The sequence below is a fragment of the Hyphomicrobiales bacterium genome (genome assembly GCA_030688605.1).
In the GTDB taxonomy this organism is placed as follows: Bacteria; Pseudomonadota; Alphaproteobacteria; order Rhizobiales; family NORP267; genus JAUYJB01.
Genome location: JAUYJB010000170.1, coordinates 1 through 21357 on the forward strand (window position 1 = coordinate 1; position 21357 = coordinate 21357).

General features: G+C 65.7%; 15 protein-coding genes. 2 read left to right on the forward strand and 13 right to left on the reverse strand.

The genetic code is table 11. The annotated features are described in order from the left end of the window. Window positions 1–245 precede the first annotated feature (245 nt). Both pepN and Q8P46_17845 read left to right on the forward strand, forming a co-directional pair. The gene (gene pepN / locus Q8P46_17840; protein ID MDP2622006.1) at window positions 246–2897 is read left to right on the forward strand and encodes an aminopeptidase N; all 2652 of its coding nucleotides are present in this window, start codon (window positions 246–248) and stop codon (window positions 2895–2897) included. Window positions 2898–3099: 202 nt separating this feature from the next. Further along, window positions 3100–5397: an ATP-binding protein gene (locus Q8P46_17845; GenBank protein ID MDP2622007.1), complete on the forward strand. Its 2298-nt coding sequence runs from the start codon at window positions 3100–3102 to the stop codon at window positions 5395–5397. 6 nt (window positions 5398–5403) lie between these two features. On the opposite strand, the gene Q8P46_17850 is transcribed toward Q8P46_17845, so the two are convergent. The 13 genes from Q8P46_17850 to Q8P46_17910 all read right to left on the reverse strand — a co-directional run bounded on the left by Q8P46_17850 (window position 5404) and on the right by Q8P46_17910 (window position 21026). Further along, window positions 5404–8379, reverse strand: coding sequence for a bifunctional [glutamine synthetase] adenylyltransferase/[glutamine synthetase]-adenylyl-L-tyrosine phosphorylase (locus Q8P46_17850; GenBank protein MDP2622008.1), 2976 nt, complete (start codon window positions 8377–8379; stop codon window positions 5404–5406). Window positions 8380–8402: 23 nt separating this feature from the next. Further along, the gene (locus tag Q8P46_17855) at window positions 8403–9803 is read right to left on the reverse strand and encodes an ATP-binding protein (protein ID MDP2622009.1); all 1401 of its coding nucleotides are present in this window, start codon (window positions 9801–9803) and stop codon (window positions 8403–8405) included. Next, entirely contained in the window at window positions 9787–10467 is a 681-nt protein-coding gene (locus Q8P46_17860; protein ID MDP2622010.1) for a response regulator transcription factor, read from the reverse strand. The genes Q8P46_17855 and Q8P46_17860 overlap by 17 nt, the downstream gene beginning before the upstream one ends. Window positions 10468–10626: 159 nt before the next feature. Then, window positions 10627–12210, reverse strand: a complete 1584-nt coding sequence (locus Q8P46_17865) for a Do family serine endopeptidase (protein ID MDP2622011.1) — start codon at window positions 12208–12210, stop codon at window positions 10627–10629. Between the two features lie 147 nt (window positions 12211–12357). Continuing rightward, window positions 12358–13596 (reverse strand): bifunctional alpha/beta hydrolase/OsmC family protein, encoded by a 1239-nt coding sequence (locus Q8P46_17870; GenBank protein ID MDP2622012.1) that lies wholly within the window; start codon window positions 13594–13596, stop codon window positions 12358–12360. Window positions 13597–13641: 45 nt separating this feature from the next. After that, complete coding sequence (locus Q8P46_17875; protein ID MDP2622013.1) at window positions 13642–14109, reverse strand: cytochrome c-type biogenesis protein CcmH; 468 nt, start codon at window positions 14107–14109, stop codon at window positions 13642–13644. 5 nt (window positions 14110–14114) lie between these two features. After that, entirely contained in the window at window positions 14115–16100 is a 1986-nt protein-coding gene (locus tag Q8P46_17880; protein ID MDP2622014.1) for a heme lyase CcmF/NrfE family subunit, read from the reverse strand. Window positions 16101–16131: 31 nt separating this feature from the next. Further along, window positions 16132–16635 (reverse strand): cytochrome c maturation protein CcmE, encoded by a 504-nt coding sequence (gene ccmE / locus Q8P46_17885; protein MDP2622015.1) that lies wholly within the window; start codon window positions 16633–16635, stop codon window positions 16132–16134. A gap of 75 nt (window positions 16636–16710) precedes the next feature. Continuing rightward, the gene (gene ccmI / locus Q8P46_17890) at window positions 16711–17832 is read right to left on the reverse strand and encodes a c-type cytochrome biogenesis protein CcmI (GenBank protein MDP2622016.1); all 1122 of its coding nucleotides are present in this window, start codon (window positions 17830–17832) and stop codon (window positions 16711–16713) included. 187 nt (window positions 17833–18019) lie between these two features. Continuing rightward, window positions 18020–18505: an RT0821/Lpp0805 family surface protein gene (locus tag Q8P46_17895; GenBank protein ID MDP2622017.1), complete on the reverse strand. Its 486-nt coding sequence runs from the start codon at window positions 18503–18505 to the stop codon at window positions 18020–18022. A 100-nt stretch (window positions 18506–18605) separates the two neighbouring features. Next, complete coding sequence (locus Q8P46_17900; GenBank protein MDP2622018.1) at window positions 18606–19991, reverse strand: ATP-binding protein; 1386 nt, start codon at window positions 19989–19991, stop codon at window positions 18606–18608. Then, a complete protein-coding gene (locus Q8P46_17905; GenBank protein MDP2622019.1) occupies window positions 19975–20661 on the reverse strand; it encodes a response regulator transcription factor in 687 nt (228 codons plus the stop codon). The genes Q8P46_17900 and Q8P46_17905 overlap by 17 nt, the downstream gene beginning before the upstream one ends. 32 nt (window positions 20662–20693) lie before the next feature. Beyond that, the gene (locus tag Q8P46_17910; GenBank protein MDP2622020.1) at window positions 20694–21026 is read right to left on the reverse strand and encodes a hypothetical protein; all 333 of its coding nucleotides are present in this window, start codon (window positions 21024–21026) and stop codon (window positions 20694–20696) included. Window positions 21027–21357: the final 331 nt, after the last annotated feature.

Consider the following 21357-nt stretch of genomic DNA (forward strand, 5'->3'; position numbering starts at 1 on the left):
GCCTTCGGTGGGCCAAATCGGCCCACCGGGTTCGTTGCGGCGCTCGCCCGATATCCCGTATCGCGCGTCGCGGCCCACGCCTGCCCGGATGAACCGATTTGGCCCATCGAATCGATCCCCTATAACCATGAACCGCTCTAGAATCAATCGACATTGAGCGCGCGAGGCTGATGAGTGCGTTCCGCCTCTTGGCGCACGGCGGCAACGTCTCTAATTTGGGGAGAATAGAGAGACTCAAACCGTCAATGCGCACCGACACGCCGCAACGCATCTATCTGAAGGACTATCGTCCGCCGGACTATCTGGTCGAGACGGTGGATCTCGACGTCGCTCTCGACCCGAGGGCGACGCGCGTGCGCTCGACTTTGACGGTCCGCCGCAACAAGGCGGCCAGCGTCGGCAAGCCGCCGCTCGTGCTCGACGGCGAGAAGCTGAAGCTCGTCTCGATGTCTATGAATGGCGTCAAACTGTCGAAAAAGGCCTATACGCTCGGCGAACGCTCGCTGAGCCTCGCGGCCGTCCCGAATGACCGCTTCACACTCGAAATCGAGACGGTCTGCGATCCGAAGTCCAATACGGAGCTCTCCGGACTCTACCTGTCGAACGGCACCTTCTGCACCCAGTGCGAGGCGGAGGGGTTCCGCCGCATCACCTTTTTTCTCGACCGGCCGGACGTGCTCTCCGTCTACACGACGCGCCTTACCGCCGACCGCGACCGGACGCCGGTGCTGCTCGCGAACGGCAATCCCATCGAGTCCGGCTGGCTCGAGGGCGGGCGCCACTTTGCGATCTGGCACGACCCGTTCCCGAAGCCGTCCTATCTGTTCGCAATGGTCGGCGGCAATCTCGGCAGGGGCAGCGACAGTTTCACCACCGCCTCTGGGCGCAAGGTCGGCCTCAACATCTATGTCGAGCCCGGCAAGGAGGCCCATTCGGCTTACGCCATGGCGGCGCTCAAGCGCGCCATGCGCTGGGACGAGGAGCGCTTCGGGCGCGAATACGACCTGGAGCAGTTCAACATCGTCGCCGTGTCGGATTTCAACATGGGAGCGATGGAGAACAAAGGCCTCAACATCTTCAACGACAAATACATCCTCGCCAGCCCGGAGACCGCGACCGACGCCGACTACGCCAACATCGAGGCCATCATCGCGCACGAGTATTTCCACAACTGGACCGGCAACCGGATCACCTGCCGGGACTGGTTCCAGCTGTGCCTCAAGGAAGGGCTGACGGTTTTCCGCGACCAGGAGTTCTCGGCCGACATGCGCCAGGCGACGGTCGAGCGGATCGGCGACGTGAGACTGCTGAGGAGCCAGCAGTTTGCCGAGGATGCGGGCCCGCTGGCACACCCCGTGAGACCGGAATCATTCCTGGAAATCAATAACTTCTATACGCCGACCGTGTATGAGAAGGGCGCCGACCTGGTGCGCATGATCCGGACGATCGTAGGTCCTGAAGGTTTCCGCGCCGGCATGGATCTCTATTTCGTCCGCCATGACGGCGAGGCGGCCACGGTGGAGAATTTCATCCGCTGCTTCGAGGATGCGGCGGCCGTGGACCTGAACCAGTTCCGTCTCTGGTATTCCCAGGCCGGAACGCCGGAGCTGGTCGTCAAAGGCCGATACAGCGCCGCAAAGCGGACATTCACGCTGGAGGTCGAGCAGATCGTGCCGGCAACGCCCGGCCAACCGCACAAGAAGCCGATGCATATCCCGCTGACCCTGGGGCTGGTCGGGTCGCGGGGCGTGGATCTGCCGCTGAAGCTCAACGGCACCGCTCTTGCCGACGGCATCCTGCATGTGCGCAAGCGCAAGGAGACATTTCGCTTCGATGATGTCTCCGAGCGCCCGGTGCCGTCGCTGCTGCGCGGCTTTTCCGCGCCGGTGCAGCTGACGACCAACACCGGCGAAAAGGACCTCTTGTTCCTGCTCGCCCATGACAGCGATGCCTTCAACCGCTGGCAGGCCGCCTATGGCTGCGCCATACGCCGTCTCGCCGCGTCCTATGCGGCGCTGCGCGACGGAAGCGACCGCGAAGAGAATCGCGATATCCACCCCTTCGCCGAGGCGCTCGGCCGCGTCGTCGCCGATGAGACGCTGGAGGCCGCATACCGGGCGCAGTTGCTCGAGCTGCCGGGCGAATCCGACCTCGCCATGGCCCTCGGAGCGGATGTGGATCCCGACGCGGTGCATGTGGCGCGCGAGGCCATGCGCGGCGCGCTGGCACGCCTGCTGGCGCCGCAGCTCGAAAGCCTTTACGAGGCCTTCAAGCCCAACGCGCCCTATTCCCCCGACGCCGAGAGCGCCGGACGTCGGGCGCTGCGCAATGCGGCCCTGGCACTCCTGGCCGCGCCGGCCGACGCCGCCGCGGCAGAGCGCGTCGCGGCCCATTACGAGGCCGCCGACAACATGACCGACATGATGGCGGCACTGGGCATCATCACCCATATCGACCATGCCGAGCGCGCGCGGCTGCTGGACGATTTCAGGCGCCGTTTCAAGGGCGACGCTCTGGTCCTCGACAAATGGTATTGCCTCGAGGCGGCATCGACGCTTCCCGGCACCATCGAGCGGGTCGTGGAGCTTTCTCGCGACAAGGCATTCTCGCCTTACAATCCCAACCGCGTGCGTGCCCTGCTCGGCACATTCGCGACGGCAAATCAGACCGGCTTCCACCGTGCCGACGGGGCCGGCTACCGGCTGATAGGAAGCCACGCGGTCGACCTCGACCACATCAATCCGCAGCTCGCGGCGCGTCTGCTCGGCGCCTTCAAGAATTGGAAGATCATGGAGCCCCTGCGCCGAAAGACCGCGGAGGCCGCGCTACGCCAGGTCGCCGAGACCGAGGGACTTTCGGCCGACGTGATCGAGATCGCACAACGCTCTCTCGACTGAACGTCTGAAGCTTTTTCTGATCCCAATTGATACATTTGATCGGCCTTGATCAAAATTCGGCCTTGGTGCCGGTATTTATCCATAAGACTCTAGACAAGGCATTGCTTCTTGACTCAAATGAAAGTGATTCGGAGATGCGGCACATCTCCTGGGCAAGTGAACAAGGTTCGGGGGGCCAAGCCTGATGTCACGGGCAGGCAGCGTGAATGGATTCTTGCGCCAGACGCGATCCGTACCCGGGCTTGCCGGCCTGCTGGTAAAGCCGACCTACCAAAATCTTCTCAATCTGGAGCCGACGCTGCGCCGCGCCATTCCGGTGCTGATATGCGTCTTCGTCGTCATCGTCGCCATCTCGGTCGGACTACGGTTGCGGTTCGAATATTGGACCGCGGTTGCGGATAGCCACGAGCGTCTGTCCCTTCTGGCCGAGCTCGTCGCCCACAATCTCGATCCCGACGACACGCAGGGCGACGGCGGGACGCCGATCTCCCAGGAGCAACTCGACCGCAATCTTCCCGCCGGTGCCGACGGCGACGGACGGCTGATCCTGGTCGCCGACGCAAACGGCCGCATCACCGCCGCGGCGCCTGCCCCGAACCCGCACCGCGGCAAGAAGCTCATCGAGGTGCTCGGGCAGTCGCAACCGCTAACGACATTCGCCGAAAAGGCCGGCGTCATGCCCGTCGACCTCCCCGGGGGCGAAGCGGCTTTTGCCACCGTCCGCAATCTGCGCGACGGCGCCAGCCAGGTTGCCGTTCTGCAGCCGCGGAGTGCGGCGCTTGCCGCCTGGGAGGACCTGTTCGTGTTCTCGGTCACCATGTTCTCGGCGACCGGCGCCGTGCTGCTCATTTTCGCCGTGGCGTTCTACTGGCAGGCGGCCCGGGCCACCGAGGCCGACAGGATCTACGACGAAGCCCACAAGAGGCTCGATGCGGCGCTCGACCGCGGGCGCTGCGGTCTGTGGGACTGGGACCTGCCGCGCGGCCGCATCTTCTGGTCCTATTCCATGTACGACATACTGGGCCTGGCACCGCGCGACGAACTGATGATCTGTCCGAACGTGCAGGCCCTCATCCATCCCGACGACGCGGACCTTTATCAACTCGCCAATGCCCTGCTGCGGGATGGCCATGGCACCGTCGATCAGGTCTTCCGCATGCGCCATAAGGACGGCCACTATGTCTGGCTGAGAGCACGCGGCCAGGTCATCGAAGACCCGGGAACCGCCGGACCGCACCTGGTCGGGATCGCCGTCGACGTCTCCGAGCAGAAGCAGCTTGCGCAACAGACCGAGACGGCCGACCGGCGCCTGCGGGATGCCATCGAGACCATCTCGGAGGCATTTGTGCTGTGGAACCGCAACAACCGGCTGGTGCTGTGCAACAGCAAGTATCAGCAGTTCCACAATCTGCCCAATGACGCGGTGGTCCCGGGGACCGACTATGACGAAGTCATCGCCGCCGCCAAGCATCCGGTCGTGCGCACCAAGGTGAATGTGGAGGGTGACGGGCGGGTCGGCGCGCGAACCTTCGAGGCGCAGCTCGACGACGGACGCTGGCTGCACATCAACGAGCGGCGCACCAAGGACGGCGGCTATGTCAGCATCGGCACCGACATCACCTCGCTGAAGCGGCACGAGGAGCGGATGATGGAAGGCGAGCGCGAACTGATGGCGACCATCGCCGATCTGCGCAGGTCGCGACAGGCGCTGGAGCAGCAAGCCCAGCAACTCGTCAACCTGGCCGAGAAATATGCCCTCGAAAAGGAGCGCGCCGAGGCCGCCAGCCAGGCGAAATCGGAGTTTCTGGCCAATATCAGCCACGAGCTGCGCACGCCGCTCAACGCCATCATCGGCTTTTCCGAAATCATGGAAGGGCAGATGTTCGGCAAGCTCGGCTCCGACAAGTATGCCGAGTATTGCCGGGACATCCGCAAGAGCGGCCGCTATCTGCTCGAGGTTATCAGCGACATTCTCGACATGTCGAAAATCGAGGCTGGGCGGCTGGCGCTTGAATTCGTCGATATCGACGTTGAAAGCGTCATCGAGGAGGCGACGCGGATCATCGGCGCCCGCGCGGACGAGCGCCGTGTCGCCGTCAAGCGTCGTATCAGCCCCGAGCTCAAGCTGTGCGCCGACAAGCGGGCGCTCAAGCAGGTGCTGCTGAACCTGCTGTCCAACGCCATCAAGTTCACGCCCGACAATGGGGAAATCACCCTCTCCGCCCGGCGCGCCGGCGATGATATCGAATTCGCCATCGCCGACACCGGAATCGGCATTGCCCAACCGGACCTGAAGCGGCTTGGCCGTCCCTTCGAGCAGGTCGAGAACCAGTTCACCAAGAGCCATACCGGTAGCGGCCTGGGGCTCGCCATCTCGCGCTCCCTGGTGGAGCTGCATGGCGGCAGGTTGAAGATCGACAGCGTCGAAGGCCGCGGCACCACCGTGACCTTCTGTTTGCCGATGGCGCCGGCCGTGGTGGCGCACGAGGAGGCCGCCTGACCGCTGTCAGCCGCGTTCACGCCACGGCGCCGCGCCCAAAAGGCCTACGACGACCTCGCGCACGCGTGCCTCCGTGTCCTTGAGCTGAGCATCCAAGACGGCGATGTCGGGCACGCCGGCGGTGCGGACGAGCAACGCCTGCAAGCCGCGCGGCGCGGTCGCAAGGTCGAGCTCCCCTTCCAGCGCCAGTTGCACGACCTGGGTCAGATTGTGATAGAGCCCGCAGGCCTCGCCGAGAATGTCGGCGTCGCCGGGCGCAAGCAGATTTGCGGCGGCAAGCTTGCGCAGGGCTTCGGCGGTATTCTGGTCCAGCACCTCCGGATGGTCCGCGGCTGAAGCAAGCTGAAGATATTGGGCGATGAACTCGACATCGACGAGCCCGCCGGGGGTGGTCTTCAGGTTCCAGGGCTCGGCGCTGCCTTTCTCCTCGTCGATCCTCCGGCGCATCTCGACCACCTCTTGTTTCAGCGTCTCGTCGTCGCGCTTCTTGCGCAGCGCCCCGCCGATCACGGCCTCGACCTTGCCCGCCAGGTCCCTGTCGCCGGAGATGACCCGGGCGCGCGTCAGCGCCATATGCTCCCAGGTCCAGGCGCTTTCTTCGTGATAGCTGGTGAAACTCGCAAGGCTCGCCGCCAGCGGGCCGGAATGGCCCGAAGGGCGCAGCCGCATGTCGACCTCGTACAGGGTTCCCTCGCCTGTCGGCGCCGACAGGGCGCTGATCAGTCGTTGCGTCAGGCGAGTATAGTAGGTGAACGGCGCAACCGGACGCGCGCCGTCCGACTGGGTCGTGCCGGGCAGAAAGTCGTAAACGATGATCAGGTCGATATCTGACGCGGCCGTCATTTCCCGGCCGCCGAGCTTGCCGAGCGCCAGCACCACCGATGCGCCGCCGGCGATCTGACCGTGGGCGGCGGAAAGCTCTCCCTGCGCCGCCGCGTGCAGGCGCCTGACGATGAGTTCGGCGAGAGTCGCGTAAGCATCGCCCGCCTGACCCGCCGTCACCATGCCGGAGAGAACGCGCACGCCGATCAGAAACGCCTGCTCCTGGCCGAAGCGGCGCGCCCGGTCGAGCAGGTCCTCGTAGCCGCGCGCCTCGCCGAGCGCCAGGTCGAGATGCTCCTCCAGCGTTTCGCGGCCCGGCAGACCACCGAAGAAATCAGGATCGAGCACAGCGTCGAGCACATGTGCGCGGTGGCTGAGAATTGCCGCAAGCCGCGGCGCGCTGCCCATAATGGTGGCAAGCAGGCTCAGAAGCTCGCGATTGGCGCGCAGCATCGAAAACACCTGGACGCCGGCCGGCAACCCCTTGAGAAACGCGTCGAAGGCAAAGAATGCGGCCTGCGGGTTGGCGGTCTCCGATAGCGCCTTGAGCAGCCCCGGCACCAGCTCGGTCAGCCGCTCGCGCGCCTTTTCGCTGCGCACCGCCGGATAGCGCCCGAAATGCCAGCTGCGCACCGCCCCGGCAACGTCCTGCGGCGCCGCGAAGCCCATGCGCGCCAATGTCTGAAGCGTATCCGGATCGTCTTCGCCGCCGGTGAAGACAAGGCTGCCGACCTCGCCGGCGAGCGCCGGCGCGTCCTCGAAAAGCGCCGCATAGTGCCGCTCGACGCAAGAAAGCTGACGGGTCAGCTCGGCCGAGAACGCCTCGCGGCCGGCAAAGCCGCACAAGAGGGCCACCTCATCGAGGCCGTCCGGGTCTTTCGGCAGCAAGTGGGTCTGCTCGTCGCGACGCATCTGCAGACGATGTTCGAGGCGGCGCAGAAAGCGATAAGCCTGGCTAAGCTCGTCGCGGGCATCTTCCGTGATCCAATCGAAGTCGGCGAGCCGCTTGAGCATGTCGAGCGTCCGCCCGCCGCGCAGGTCCGGCTGCCTTCCGCCGGCGATCAGCTGCTGGGTCTGGACGAAGAACTCGATCTCGCGGATGCCGCCGCGGCCGAGCTTGATATTGTGGCCGGCCACGGCGATGGTCCCGTGCCCCTTGAAGGCATGGATCTGCCGCTTCATGGCGTGCACGTCGGCGATGGCCGCGAAATCGAAATATTTCCGCCAAATGAAGGGCGCAAGCTCGGAAAGCAGCGCCTCTCCGGCGGTCACGTCGCCGGCGACGGGCCGCGCCTTGATCAGCGCCGCCCGCTCCCAGTTCTGCCCCATGCTCTCGTAATATTGCAGCGCAGCGGCGAGCGACACGGCTATGCTGGTCGCGCCCGGATCGGGACGCAGCCGCAGATCCACCCGGAAAACATAGCCATCCTCGGTGCGCTCCTGCAGCAGCTTGACCAGGTCCCGGGTCAGTCTCACGAAGAATCTTGCCGCTTCAAGGCCGGGCTTCAGGGGTGCGGCGTCGCCGTCGTAGAAGACGATGAGATCGATGTCGCTGGAATAGTTGAGCTCGCCGGCGCCGAGCTTGCCCATGGCGAGAACCATGTAGCCCGACCCTTTCGATGGGCGCTGGGGATCGGGCAGTGTCAGCTCGCCGCGGGCGGCGGCGGCGCGGAGGAGAAAGTCCGTTGCCGCCGACACCGCGGTCTCGGCGCCGCGGCTGAGGTTCAGGGTCGCCCGATCGATATTCCACACCCCGCCGATGTCGCTCAAGCCGACGAGCAAGGCCAGCTCCTGACGGAAGCGGCGCAAGTCCGCCATCGCCTCGCCCATGATTGCCGACTTCGCCAGGCGCGTCTCGACATCCGCGCAAAGTGCCGCCAGATGCGCCTCGGGGTCGGTCGTAAAGCAGCGCAAGAGGCGGCGCGGATCGCGCACGGCAAGATCGGTGAGAAACGGGCAATAGGAGAAAATGGCGTCGACGAGCGCCCTGGCGCTGCTGCCCTCGGTAAACAGTTTCTTCAGCGCGGCCGCGAGTTCGGCTTCATTTTCGGCGCTGGCGTTCAGATCCCGCCAGCCGCGGCCCACCGCCTCGCGGTCGCGGACTTGCGGATATTCGGCGATCCGCCCCGCCAGCGCGCCATCGCCACGCGTTGCCTCCATCTCGCCCCCGTCTTATCGGGTCTTCAACCGACTTCGCCGCTCGGCAATGCCATTGTGACGGCCAGGCCCGGCGCATTGTCGTCAAGCTCCAGGGTCCCCTTGTGCAGCCGGGCGACGGCCGCCGCCAGGCTAAGACCGAGACCGCTGCCCGGCCGCGACCGGCTGGTCTCCAGGCGGACGAAGCGCTCCAGCACCCGGCCGCGGTCGCCTTCAGGAATGCCGGGGCCTTGATCAAGCACGGTGATCACGACCTGTCCATCCCGCTTCTCGGCCTTCAGCCATATGTCGCCGACCGGCTTGCCTTTCGCCTTCTTGGGAAGGCCGTAATTGAGCGCATTCTCGACCAGATTGGCAATTGCCTGGGAGACGAGGTCCCGGTCGCCCAGGAACGGCGCCGGCGCCTCCGCCTCGACATGAATGACGGCGCCCTTCTCTTCCGCCGTCGGCTCGAACAGCTCGGAAACGTCGCGGATGACCGCCGCGGCATCGAGCGCCACGAAGGCGGTCGGCGCGGTGCCGGCTTCGGCGCGGGCGATCGACAGAAGCGCATTGAAGGTGCGAATGAGCTGGTCGGATTCCTCGATCGTGCGCTCCAGCGCCACCCGGAAGGCTTCCGGCGAGGATTCCTCGCGCAAGGCTGTCTCGGCGCGGGTTCTCAGCCGCGTCAGCGGCGTCTTGAGGTCGTGGGCAATATTGTCCGACACCTCCTTGAGGCCGCGCATCAGCGCCTCGATGCGGTCGAGCATTTCGTTGAGGCTCCTGGCAAGGCGGTCGAGCTCGTCGCCCGAGCCGCTCTCCGGGATACGCTTGGCAAGGTCGCCGGCCATGATGCGCTGGCTGGTGGCGGCCATGGCGTCGAGGCGCGCCAGCATGCGCCGGCTGGCGAGCAGTCCGCCGCCGATCCCGAGCACCAGCATCAGGCCCAGGCCCCAGAGCAGGGCCGAGGTGATTACGCCCTCGAACCGGCGCCGCTCCTCGATGTCGCGGCCGACGACGAGGTGGAAGCCGTCGGCGAGCTGGAAGGTGCGGGCGAGCGCCAGACGCTGGCTGGCCACGCCGGAATCGAACCGTTCGAACACGAACTCGTGCCAGCCGGGATTGAGTTCGATCCCCTCCGGCGCGCCGTAGAGATTGCCGGCGAGCGGCCGGCCGCGTCCGTCGCTGACCAGGTAGATGCTGTATCCGGGCGCCGCCGAGCGCTGCTCGACGACGGCGATGAGGCGGGGGATGCCGCCGGACTGGTACTGCTCGGCCAGCCCCTTTGCCTCGGCGTCGATGGTGTCCGTGACCTGGCGGGCCAACAGCACATTGGTGTTGTAGTAGATGTAGCCGATGACGAGCGTCGCCGAGAGGGCGAAGACGAAAAGGAACAGCGCCACCAGCCGGAATGCCGAGGTGCGGATGAGCTTAGCGAGGGTCGACACTGACCGTGTACCCGGCCCCGCGCACCGTGTGCAGCAGGGGCTTGTCGAACTTGCGATCGATCTTGGCGCGCAGCCGCGAGATGTGAACGTCGATGACGTTGGTCTGCGGGTCGAAGTGATAGTCCCAGACATTCTCCAACAGCATGGTGCGGGTCACCACCTGGCCCTTGTGGCGCATCAGATATTCGAGCAGGCGGAATTCCCGCGGCTGCAAGGGCACCGCCTCTCCGGCGCGCTTGACCGAATGCGACAGCCGGTCGAGCTCCAAGTCGCCGACCCGCAGAACCGTCTCGGCGGCCTCCGGCGCCCGGCGCCGCGCCAGGACCTCGATGCGGGCAAGTAGCTCGGAAAAAGCATAGGGCTTGGTCAAATAGTCATCGCCGCCGGCGCGCAGGCCCTTGACCCGGTCGTCGACCTCGCCCAGCGCCGAGAGGATCAGCACCGGCGTTGCATCGCCAGCCTTTCTCAATGCGGCGATGACCGACAGCCCGTCAAGCTTCGGGATCATGCGATCGACGATGAGCACCTCATAGCCGCCCTCGCGGGCCAGCGCCAAGCCTTCCTCGCCGTCGACGGCAAGGTCGGCCATATGGCCGCTCTCCTTCAACGCGCGCAGCAGATAGCCGGCGGTCTCGCGGTCATCCTCGATCAGCAAGATCTTCATGCCCCCTATTTAGAGCGGTTCATGGGTATAGGGAACCATTTGACCGGACGGAAATGGCCCTGGTGCCAAAAAAACGGCGGCGGCAGGCCGAAGACGCACCTGCCGCCGCCTGGGCCGGAACCGCCGCAATCAGAGGGGGGGCACTGCGGCGGTGATTGTTCAGCCCTTGTTCAGACTGAGGGCAACGAAGCGCTGGCGCTCGCCCGACTGGACCCGGAGCAGAACCGCCTTGCGCTGTTTGCCTGTAACCTCCTCGATCCCGGCGGTCACATCCGACGGCTCGCTCACCGGCCTGCCGGAGACCTCCAGGATCACGTCGCCGACCTGCAGGCCCTTGGCGGCGGCTTCGCTGCCGTCCTCGACTCCGACAACGACGACGCCCTTCTCGGCGGCGCCGGGCACCTGGTCGGCCGCGGCAAGCTCGAGCCCGAGGTCGCCCAGCTTCGTTCCGTCGGGGCGATCCGGTTCGGTCATGGCTTGCACCGAGCTCGGCTGTTTGCCGAGCATCACCTCGATGACGCGCTCCTGGCCATCGCGCAGCACCTTCAGCCGGGTGACGGTGTCCGGCTTCAAATTGCCGATCTTGCGGGCCAAATCCTTGGCATCGCTCACCGTCTTGCCATTGACCTGGAGGATCGTGTCGTTCTCCTTCAGGCCTGCCTTCTTGGCCGGCGTATCGCCCTGCACTTCGGCGACGATGGCGCCTTCCGCCTTGTCGAGGCCGAGGCTCTCGGCAATGTCCGGCGTCACCGATTGGATCTGGACCCCGAGCCAGCCGCGCGTCACCGAGCCGTTCTCCTTCAACTGGTCGATCACGTCCCTGACGACATTGGCGGGAATGGCAAAGCCGATGCCCACGCTGCCGCCCGAGGGCGAGAAGATGGCGGTGTTGACGCCGACCACCTCGCCGACGAGATTGAAGGCGGGACCGCCGGAGTTGCCCTTGTTGATCGAGGCATCGATCTGAATGAAATCGTCGTAAGGGCCGGAGCCGATATCGCGGCCACGGGCCGAGACGATGCCGGCGGTCACCGACCCGCCGAGGCCGAACGGATTACCCACCGCGACGACCCAATCGCCGATCTCAATGTCCGTTTCGGCGAACGCGACGTAAGGAAATTCGCGACCGGTCTTGATCTTGAGCAGAGCCAAGTCCGTCTTCTCGTCGGTGCCGATGATCTCCGCGTCATAGGTGGCGCCGTCGTCCATGGTCAGTTCGACCGTGTCGGCCTTGTCGACGACATGGTTGTTGGTCACCACATAGCCGTCCTCTGAAATGATGAAGCCGGAACCCTGCGCCATGCCGAACGGGCGCGGACGGCGCGGCCCGCGGAAGCCGTCGGGAACGCCCGGCTCGCCGAAGAAGCGCTTGAAAAATTCGTTGAAGGGGTGGTCCTCGGGCAGATTGTTGAAGGGCAGAACGTTGGGGTCGTTGGGGGCGTTGTCGCCGTCGCGGCTGGCGATCTTCGGCCTATCGATCTTGACCTTCACGCTGACCACCGCCGGGCGCACCTTCTTGACGATGCCGGCAAACGACATCGGCGCGGCGCGCGCGGGGGCTTCGATCTGAGCGCCCAGCGGCTGCGCGGCCGGCTCGATCTGCTGCGCGCTGAGGCTGCCGTCGTGATAGAGAATCGGCAAGGCCAGCAACGACGCGCCGAGCGCCGTAGCGACGAGGAGCGTGCTCCTGCGGCGACGCGGCCTTGCCGGCCCATCGGAGTGAGGAATGTCTTTGTCGGCCATTCTTGGTGTCCTTCTTGAATTTGCGGATCCGGCATGCGCCGGCACCCGATTGAATCGCGGGAGACTATGGTCGCCGCCACCTTACGAAAGGCTGTCGGCGAGATTAAATTTTCGTAAGATTCGGAGGAAATGGGCGCTTCGTCCCGCTCACTCCTTGAGCCACGTGACGATGACCGAGCTTTGTTCCAGGGTGCGGTGCACGGGACATTTGTCGGCAATCTCAACGAGCCGCGCGCGCTCTTCCGGGTTCAGATTCCCGGTCAGGACGATGCGCCGCTCGAACCGGTCGACGCGACCTTCCCGGCCTTCGCATTCGGCGCAGTCCTTCGCGTGCACCTTGGCATGGGCCACTTCGACCTCGACATGCTCGAGCGGCAGCTTCTTGCGCTCCGCGTAGAGGCGCAGCGTCATCGACGTGCAGGCGCCGAGCGCGATCGCGAGATAGTCATAGGGCGAGGGACCGCTGTCGCGCCCGCCGACGTCCTCCGGTTCGTCGGCATAGAGCCGGTGGCGGCCAGAGGCGACCTCTTGCTGGAACTTGCCCTCGCCGGTTTCTTCGACGGTGACGAGACCCGGCTGCGGCGCCACTTTTCCCTCCCCTGGCGCGTCCCCCTCTCCGGCCGCAGCGACGAACCGCGCCGCCCACGCGGCGATGATGTCGGCGGCGTATTCGGCGTCGGCGCGCCGTGACAGCAGGTGATCGGCAGTGTCGAGGGAAACGAAGCTCTTCGGGTGTTTGGCGGCGGTGAAGATGCGAGTGGCGTTGTCGATGCCGACGGTCTCGTCGCGCGGCGCGTGCATCACCAGCAGCGCGCGTCTGAGGCCGGCGATCTTCTCCGCCAGCGTGCGCCCACGCAAGTCGTCTAGAAACTGCTTGCGGATGGTGAATTTCCGCCCGGCAAGGCTGACCTCGGCAGCACCCGTGCGCTCGATGTCGTCGAGCCGAGCCCTGAAATTGTCGATGACATGCTCCGCGTCGGCCGGCGCACCGATGGTGACGACCGCCTTGGCCTCGGCGATTTCGCCCGCCGCGGCGAGCACGGCCGCTCCGCCGAGGCTATGGCCGATAAGCAGCGTCGGCGGCTTGAAATTCTCGCGCAGAAAGCCTGCGGCCAGAACCAGGTCGGCGACATTGGAGGAGAAATTGGTGTTGGCGAATTCGCCCTCGCTGGCGCCGAGACCGGTGAAGTCGAAGCGCAGGACGGCGATGCCGTGCCGGGTCAGGCCGGCGGCGATGCGGGAGGCCGCGAAAATGTCCTTGGAGCAGGCGAAGCAGTGGGCGAACAGCGCATAGGCGCCGACGGGTCCCAGCGGCATGTCGAGGCGGGCGGCGAGCGCCGCGTCCTGGCTGCCGGTGAAAGTGATCCTGCGCGGGGGACGCGCCATTCTCGCCGTCTCCTTGGCCGAGGATCGGTCGATGGATGGACCAGGTTAACTGTCCGAAATCAGCGACTTAAGCCGTTTTCTTTCGCCTTCGCTCAGACGGTCAACGGACTCCGAACCGACCTTGAGGGCGCGGCGGCGGAAGACGCCCCAAAGGGTACCGGCACCGACGATCAGAACCGCGAACGGCGCCAGCCAAAGGATGAGATTATGGTCCGTGAAGCTCGGCTTCAGCAGCACGAATTCGCCATAGCGGTCGACCAGGAATTTGATGACCTCCCCGTCGCTGTCGCCTGCGGTGAGGCGCTCGCGCACCAGAATGCGCAGGTCGCGCGCCAGCGGTGCGTTGGAATCGTCGATCGTCTGGTTCTGGCAGACCATGCAGCGCAATTGCGCGGAGAGGTCTCGCGCGCGCTGTTCGAGCTTCGGGTCGGCGAGAACCTCGTCGGGCTCGACCGCCGCCGCCGGAACGGCGAAGAGGGTCAGCAGAATGGCGAGAACGGCCCAGATGCGCATGCCGGTCACTCCGCCGGCTGCGGGCGCGGCGCGGGCGTGCGGGCGCGGCGCGGCGCGCCGACGCGCAGCCGCCGGTCGGTCAAGGACAGCGCCCCGCCCAGCATCATCGCCACCGACCCGAACCAGATCAGGGTGACCAGCGGATTGTCGTAGATCCTGACGGTGAAGGCGCCGTCGGGGGCGGGATCGCCGAGCACCACGTAAAGATCGCCGGTGATGAAGGAGCGGATGCCGGCCTCCGTCGTCTGCTGCGGCGGGTTGGTGAAGTTGCGCTTCATGGATTCGAGTTCGGCGACGACCCGGTCGCCGCTGCGCGCGGTGAAGCCGCCGACCATCGCCGTATAGTTCGGCCCCTGCCGGGGCGAGACGCCCTCGAAGGTGACCGTGCGGCCGGCGATCTCGACGCTCTCGCCCGGCTTCAGCACGGTGATGAGCTCGCTGCGCCAGGCCGAGGTGGAGACGATCCCGAGCACGACGACGCCAAGTCCGAAATGCGCGATCATGGTGCCGAAGGCGGAGCGCGGCAGGGTGCCCATGCGGCGCCGGACCTCGTCGACGGGCGCGCGCAGGAGCTTGACCCGCCAAGCAACCTCGAACAGAGCCCCGGCCATCAGCCAGACGGCGAGGCCGACGCCGAGCGACGCCAGCACCGGCCCGCCCCAGCGCCACCACCCGACGATCGCCGCCACCGCCAGGGCCAGCGCCGCGACGCCCATCAGACGCTGCGCCACGCCGAGGAAATCGCCCCGCTTCCACGCCATCATCGGCCCGAACGGCAGCAGAAGCAGCAGCGGTAGCATCAGTGGGACGAATGTCAGGTTGAAGTAAGGGGCGCCGACCGAAATCTTCTCGCCGGTCACGGCCTCCAGCGCCAGCGGATAAAGCGTTCCCACGAACACCGTCGCGGTCGCCGTTGTCAGGAATAGATTGTTGACGACCAGCGCGCCCTCGCGGCTCACCGGCGCGAACAGGCCGCCCTGCTTGAGCAACGGCGCGCGCCAGGCGAAAAGACCGAGCGCGCCGCCGACGAAGACCACCATCAGCGCCAGAATGAACACACCGCGCGCCGGATCGGTGGCAAAGGCGTGCACCGATGTCAGCACGCCGGAGCGAACCAGGAATGTGCCGAGCAGCGACAGCGAGAAGGTGAGAATGGCGAGCAGAATGGTCCACACCTTGAGCGCCTCGCGCTTCTCCATGACGACGGCCGTGTGGAGCAGCGCCGTTCCGGCAAGCCAAGGCATGAAGGAGGCGTTCTCGACCGGATCCCAGAACCACCAGCCGCCCCAGCCGAGCTCGTAATAGGCCCACCAGGAACCCATGGCGATGCCGACGGTCAGGAAGCACCAGGCGAGCAGCGTCCACGGCCTGACCCAACGCGCCCAGGCGGCGTCGACCCGGCCCTCGATCAGGGCCGCGATGGCAAAGGAGAAGGCGATCGAGAAGCCGACATAGCCGGCATAGAGCAGCGGCGGGTGGATGGCGAGCGCCGGGTCCTGCAGGATCGGATTGAGGCCGTTGCCGTCGGCCGGCGCCGGATGGACGCGGGCGAAAGGATTCGAGGTCGCGACGATGAACAGCAGGAACGCGGCGGAAATCCAGGCCTGCACGCCGAGCACGTCCGCCCTGAGGCGCTCGGGCAGATTGCCGCCGAACAGCGCCACCAGGGATCCGAACAAGGCGAGGATCAGCACCCACAGCACCATGGAGCCCTCGTGATTGCCCCATGCACCGCTGATTTTGTAGATCAATGGCTTGTCGGAATGCGAGTTATGCCAGACGTTTAGGACGGAAAAATCGGACTGCACATAAAGCGCAATCAGGGCCCCGAACGCCAACGCGATGAAGACCAACTGGCCGAGCGCGAGGCTCGGCGCCAGCCCCATGAGCCGCGCATCGCCGCGCCGCGCGCCCCAGATCGGCGCGACACTTTGCACAAGCGCCAAGCCCAGCGCCAGGAACAGCGCAAAATGTCCAATCTCCGCAATCATCTTGCCGTCTCCGCTCCCACTCCAGTGGCGGTCAGTTGGTGCCTTGCTTGCCGGTGCTTTGCGCGCCGCCGTCCTGCGCCGTCACCCCGCGCTGCTTGGCGTAATCGTCCTCCCAGTGGCCTTGCTTTTTCAGCGCGTCGGCAACCTCGCGGGGCATGTAGTTTTCATCGTGCTTGGCGAGCACCGAGTCGGCCTCGAACTGGCCCTGGCCATCGAGCCGGCCCTCGACGACGACGCCCTGACCCTCTCGGAACAGGTCGGGTAGCACGCCGGTATAGACGACGGTCACGGTGTTGCCGGTGTCGGTGACGCGAAAGCGCACCGTCTTGCCCGAACCGCGGTCGACGCTGCCGTCCTCGACCAGACCGCCGAGGCGGATGCGGGTGCCGGACGCGATGTCCATCTCGGCAATCTCGCTCGGGCTGTAAAAAAAGACGATCGTATCCCTGAGCGCCGTCAATACCAGAGCCGCGGCCAGCACCAAGACGCCGAGCCCGGCGCCGATCACGGCCAATCGTTTTTGTTTCCGGGTCATCCAAGTCTCTCGATCGGTTCCATACTCATTGTGCTCACCGATACCGATCCGGCCCGCTCACCGCCTTGATACGTATCAAGTCGGACCGCCACCCGGCGGCGCTGCGTCATTCAGCCCCAGGGTCCCGGCCGCCGCCTCGATTGCCTCAAGGGCCGCGCGATCGTTGGCGAAGCGCTCGCGCGCCCGGGCCAGCGTTTCCTGCGCCTCGGCCATGCGCGCAAGCACTGTATAGGAGCGCATCAGCATCACCCAGTCATTAGGATCGCTGCCGTCGGTCTTCAATCGTTCGGCGAGGCGCGCGACCATCTGCTCGATCATCTCGCTCTGTTCGGCCGGGAGATTCGCCGCCGGTGCCTCTTCGCCGAGGCCGACGTCAATGGCCGCCAGATGCTGCTCGACCACCGGACGCCACGGCGCTTCGGCGGGCGCCGTGGCGAGAAGCATGCGCCAGGATTCGGCGGCCTTTTTCAAGGCGCCTTCCTGTTCGAAGGCAAGGGCGAGATAAAACCGCGCAGGAGCGAGGCCAGGGTCGAGTACAAGCGCACGCTCGAAGGCATCTCGCGCCGCGGCGGTGACTGTCCCTTCCGCTGCGTGGGTCAGCGCTTGGCCCAAGCCGGCCAGGCGCTCGGCATCGTCACCGAGCAGGCGCAGTGCGTTGGCATAGGCGCGCGCGGCATCCTCGAACCGGTCAAGATCGAGATAGACCGGCGCCACCAGGTCCCAGCCCTTGCCGTCCTCGGGATTGGCCTGCAGATAGGCCTCGAACTTGGCCAGCAGCATTTGCGGGTCCTGCTCGCCGGTCGGCAGGGCCAGACGTTGCGCCAGCGGTTGTCCCGGCCGCTCGGGCGAGCCGAGGGCGAGATAGCCGGCCGTGCTGACGGCGATGACACCGATCCCCAGCATGAGGGAGATGGGGAAATAGCGGTGTGTGGATGCAGGGCGCGGGGGCGCCTCTTCATTGCGTCGTTCGCTGGCCGCGAGCAGCCGGCGCGAGATTTCCGTGCGCGCTGCCGCCGCCTCGCTTGCGACGATGACGCCGCGCGCCACCTCCTCGTCGATCGCCGAAAGCTGGTCGCGATAAACCGCGATGTCACCCTCCGCGCGCGTCGCCGCGGCGTCGCGCTTGCGCGCCAGCGGCGCGATGATGGCCAGCACGGCGAGCCCGGCCATCACGGAAAAAATAATCCAAAGCAACATCCTGTTTCACATCGCAGGAAAAAGCGCCCGTCGAATTATCGGATATAGGACGGGAGGCCGCAAAGGGCCATACCCCGTCTCGGCTACCCCATCAAGAGCCCACGCCGGACGGTGCCTGCGGTGCGACGGGCGATTCACCGGCGGACCGACGCGAGCCCGCCGGCCATGAGATCGGCGAGGCTATGCCTCAGCTCACCGTCTGCCAGGTTCCGTCCGGGCGCCGGCAGGCGGTACCGCTGGCGGTTTGCGGACGGCCGTCAACGTAGATCGTGTGGGTGTAGCTGCGGCATTGGCCGCCCGCGCTCTCATAGGCGGGACCGGGAACGACCTCACCGTAATGCCCGCTGTCGGGATTGTTCCAACCGACCTTGGCGCCGGACCTTCCATACTCCAGGGCTTGATATTCGGCAGCCAAGGCGCGCTCACGATCGCGCTCATCCAACGCGGTGCCGATCTCATGCCCGATCAGGCCGCCGAGAACGGCGCCAATCGCCGTCGCGGCGACACGACCGCTGCCGCTGCCGATCTGACTGCCGATCACGCCGCCGGCCACCGCGCCGGCGACGGTTCCGACGCCGGCCTTTGGGCCGCCGCCATAGTACGGATCGCTACTGCACGCACCCAGGCCGATCGCCGTTGCCAAGGCCACGGCTACAAGCTTTGCATTGGTCATGTCGTTGCCCTATCTGTTGTCTGGCGTGTAGCAAGAACGTACCGAGCGCGCGTACGGTTCCTTCAGCCGTTTTTGCTCTAGGATTCGATTCCGGCGAATATTAGGCATTTTCGGTGCTTGCGGGAAGCTCGACCTCGACGCGCACCCCGCCAGAAGGCGACGCGGACAAGGCAAACTCTCCGGCGTAAAGCTGGACCAGCTCGGCGACGATCGCAAGCCCCAATCCGGTGCCCGGAATCGACTCGTCGATCCGCGCGCCGCGGCGAAGCACTTCGGAGCGCTCCTCGGAACTCAGGCCCGGGCCGTCATCGTCGATCACCAGCCGCATCCGACCGCCCTTCTCTCCCGGAGCGCTTGCAACGTCGATGGCGATCCGCTCGGCCGCCCACTTGCACGCATTGTCGATGAGATTGCCTGCAATCTCGTCGAAATCCTGGCGCTCTCCGGCGAATCGGAGTGAGGCGGGGCAGCGCAGGGAGATGGTCACTTTGCGGTCCCCGTGAATCTTTTCCATGGCCCGCACAAGCGCCTCGAGCGCGGGCCGAACGTCGGTGACCACACCGATGACATTGGCACGGGCGGCCATGCGGGCGCGCTCGAGATGGCGGGCGATCTGATCGCCCATGATGGCCGCCTGCGCGCTGACCTTGCGGGCCAGCGCGGTGCGCGAATGGGCCGTCTCGTTGGCGATCACCGAAAGCGGCGTCTTGAGCGCGTGGGCCAGGTTTCCCACATGGGTACGGGCGCGCTCGACAATGGCGTTGTTTGAATCGATGAGGGCATTCAACTCTTTGGCTAATGTGTTGATTTCAATAGGAAATTCTCCTTTGAGCCGTTGCGCGGCGCCAGAGCGGATGGCGCCGAGCTGACGGCCGATATCGGCGAGCGGCCGCAGGCCGAAGCGGACCTGCAACAATGTTGTCGCCGCGAACGCCGCGCCGAGAAGGCCAAGCGCCCAGATGACGCTCATCCGGAAGTCGGCAACGTCCTTTTCGAGCTCGGCCGCATCGCCAGCCACGGCAAAGGAATAGGCGCGGCCCGGCTCGCCGAATGTGATGACCCGCTCGACGATCCTCAGCGGCTCCTGCTGCGGACCGGGGCCATAGCTCTGACGGATATTCTCCGCATCGGCGGCAGCCCCCTGCTCGCTCGGCAGGGCCAGGCGCTCGACCCACAGGGAGCGTGAGGCAAAAACCGCCGGATCGTCGGCGCGAAGCTCGCGGATTTGCCAATACCAACTGGAAAACAGCGTGTCGAAGCGCGGCTCGCCGACACCGCCCACACTGTTGATAATACCGTCCTTGTCCCAGTCGGCGGAAGCGATCAGGGTCTTCAGATAGACGTGCAGCCGGGCGTCGAAATTGCGCTCCACCGACTGCCGGTAGATTCCCGACAGGAGGACCGCCGCGACCGCGAGCAGCGCCAGGCTCCAGGCCGCCGCGGCCAGAAACAGCCGGAAAGCGAGCGATCTAGGGCGCGTCCGCATCGCTCTTGTCGTCCGGAACCTGGATGCGATAGCCCAAACCGCGCACCGTTTCGATGGCATCGGCCCCAATCTTCTTGCGCAACCGGCCGACAAACACCTCGACCGTATTCGAATCGCGGTCGAAATCCTGGTCGTAGAGATGTTCGATGAGCTCGGTGCGGGATACCACCCGGCCCCGATGGTGCATGAGATAGGCCAGAAGCCGGAACTCAAGCGATGTCAGCCGCACTTGCGTTCCTTCGACTGTTACGCGGGCCGAGCGCGTGTCGAGGCGGATCGGTCCGCATTCGATCTCGTTGCTGGCGAGACCGGCGGCGCGGCGCAGCAGCGCCCGCAGGCGCGCCAACACCTCCTCCATGTGGAAGGGTTTTGCGACGTAATCGTCGGCGCCAGCATCGATGCCGGCAACCTTGTCGCTCCACCGGTCGCGGGCGGTCAGGATGAGGACCGGCATGAGCCGCCCGTCCCGGCGCCAGGATTCGAGCACGCTCAAGCCGTCGAGCTTGGGCAGACCGAGATCGAGAACGATCGCGTCATAAGGTTCGGTATCGCCGAGAAAATGCCCCTCCTCGCCGTCGAAGGCGCAATCCACCGCATAGCCCGCATCGCCGAGGGCGCTCGCCAATTGCCGGTTCAGGTCCGCGTCGTCCTCGATCACCAGGATTCGCACCGTTCGAGCCCCGCTCGCGTCCGCGTCGATCGTTAACGGCCCAGATTGCCGCTCAGAAGCTGGCCGCTGCGCGCGTCGACGACCACCCGGTCGGCGCGGCCGCCCGGCCCCAGCACCTTGAGCTCGTACACATAGCCGCTTCCGCCCTCGCACAATTGACCGCCGATGACATCGACCGAGTAGCGGCGCCGCAACGTCGAGGCGATGCTGCTGAGCGGCAGCACCTGTCCCGATGCGATGACGGCGCGCGCTGGCCCTGCGGACAGACATGCCGCGAGCGCCTCATGAGACGGCGCAAGGGCGAGAAGCCCGGCGGCGAGGCCGAGAATCAGAAGTGCCTTCTTCAGTTTCGCAGTTCTGCACATCACGAGGGCTTCAATATACGGCGGATGCTGAACCAGCCATGAACACAGCATAATAGCGGAGTGCGGTATTGGCTTCTCAAGAGAGTTTCTTGAGAGAGTTTTTGGTGAGGTGGCCAGGCTGCGGATTGCCGGCGGAAGGGCATTGGCGCGCGCTCGTGGATAGAGCGCGGAGGGGGAATAGAACGCTTTGAGAGCCCGTTTGAGAATGGGGATTGAACGAACCCGCTGGCGCGGGAGTGGCGTGAGCGGTTAGGGGAAGGCGTCCTGTCTGCGAGGATTGCGGTTGTTGAAGCCCAATCCAAAAGACAGGAGCACCCCCGATGGCTGATCT

What these genes read in the sequence shown, in the direction of transcription:
- pepN (MDP2622006.1), top strand. Translation starts at nt 246, where the DNA reads ATGCGCACCGACACGCCGCAACGCATCTATCTGAAGGACTATCGTCCG.
- Q8P46_17850 (MDP2622008.1), bottom strand. Translation starts at nt 8,379, where the DNA reads ATGGAGGCAACGCGTGGCGATGGCGCGCTGGCGGGGCGGATCGCCGAA.
- Q8P46_17860 (MDP2622010.1), bottom strand. Translation starts at nt 10,467, where the DNA reads ATGAAGATCTTGCTGATCGAGGATGACCGCGAGACCGCCGGCTATCTG.
- Q8P46_17865 (MDP2622011.1), bottom strand. Translation starts at nt 12,210, where the DNA reads ATGGCCGACAAAGACATTCCTCACTCCGATGGGCCGGCAAGGCCGCGT.
- Q8P46_17870 (MDP2622012.1), bottom strand. Translation starts at nt 13,596, where the DNA reads ATGGCGCGTCCCCCGCGCAGGATCACTTTCACCGGCAGCCAGGACGCG.
- Q8P46_17875 (MDP2622013.1), bottom strand. Translation starts at nt 14,109, where the DNA reads ATGCGCATCTGGGCCGTTCTCGCCATTCTGCTGACCCTCTTCGCCGTT.
- Q8P46_17880 (MDP2622014.1), bottom strand. Translation starts at nt 16,100, where the DNA reads ATGATTGCGGAGATTGGACATTTTGCGCTGTTCCTGGCGCTGGGCTTG.
- ccmE (MDP2622015.1), bottom strand. Translation starts at nt 16,635, where the DNA reads ATGACCCGGAAACAAAAACGATTGGCCGTGATCGGCGCCGGGCTCGGC.
- ccmI (MDP2622016.1), bottom strand. Translation starts at nt 17,832, where the DNA reads ATGTTGCTTTGGATTATTTTTTCCGTGATGGCCGGGCTCGCCGTGCTG.
- Q8P46_17895 (MDP2622017.1), bottom strand. Translation starts at nt 18,505, where the DNA reads ATGACCAATGCAAAGCTTGTAGCCGTGGCCTTGGCAACGGCGATCGGC.
- Q8P46_17900 (MDP2622018.1), bottom strand. Translation starts at nt 19,991, where the DNA reads ATGCGGACGCGCCCTAGATCGCTCGCTTTCCGGCTGTTTCTGGCCGCG.
- Q8P46_17910 (MDP2622020.1), bottom strand. Translation starts at nt 21,026, where the DNA reads ATGTGCAGAACTGCGAAACTGAAGAAGGCACTTCTGATTCTCGGCCTC.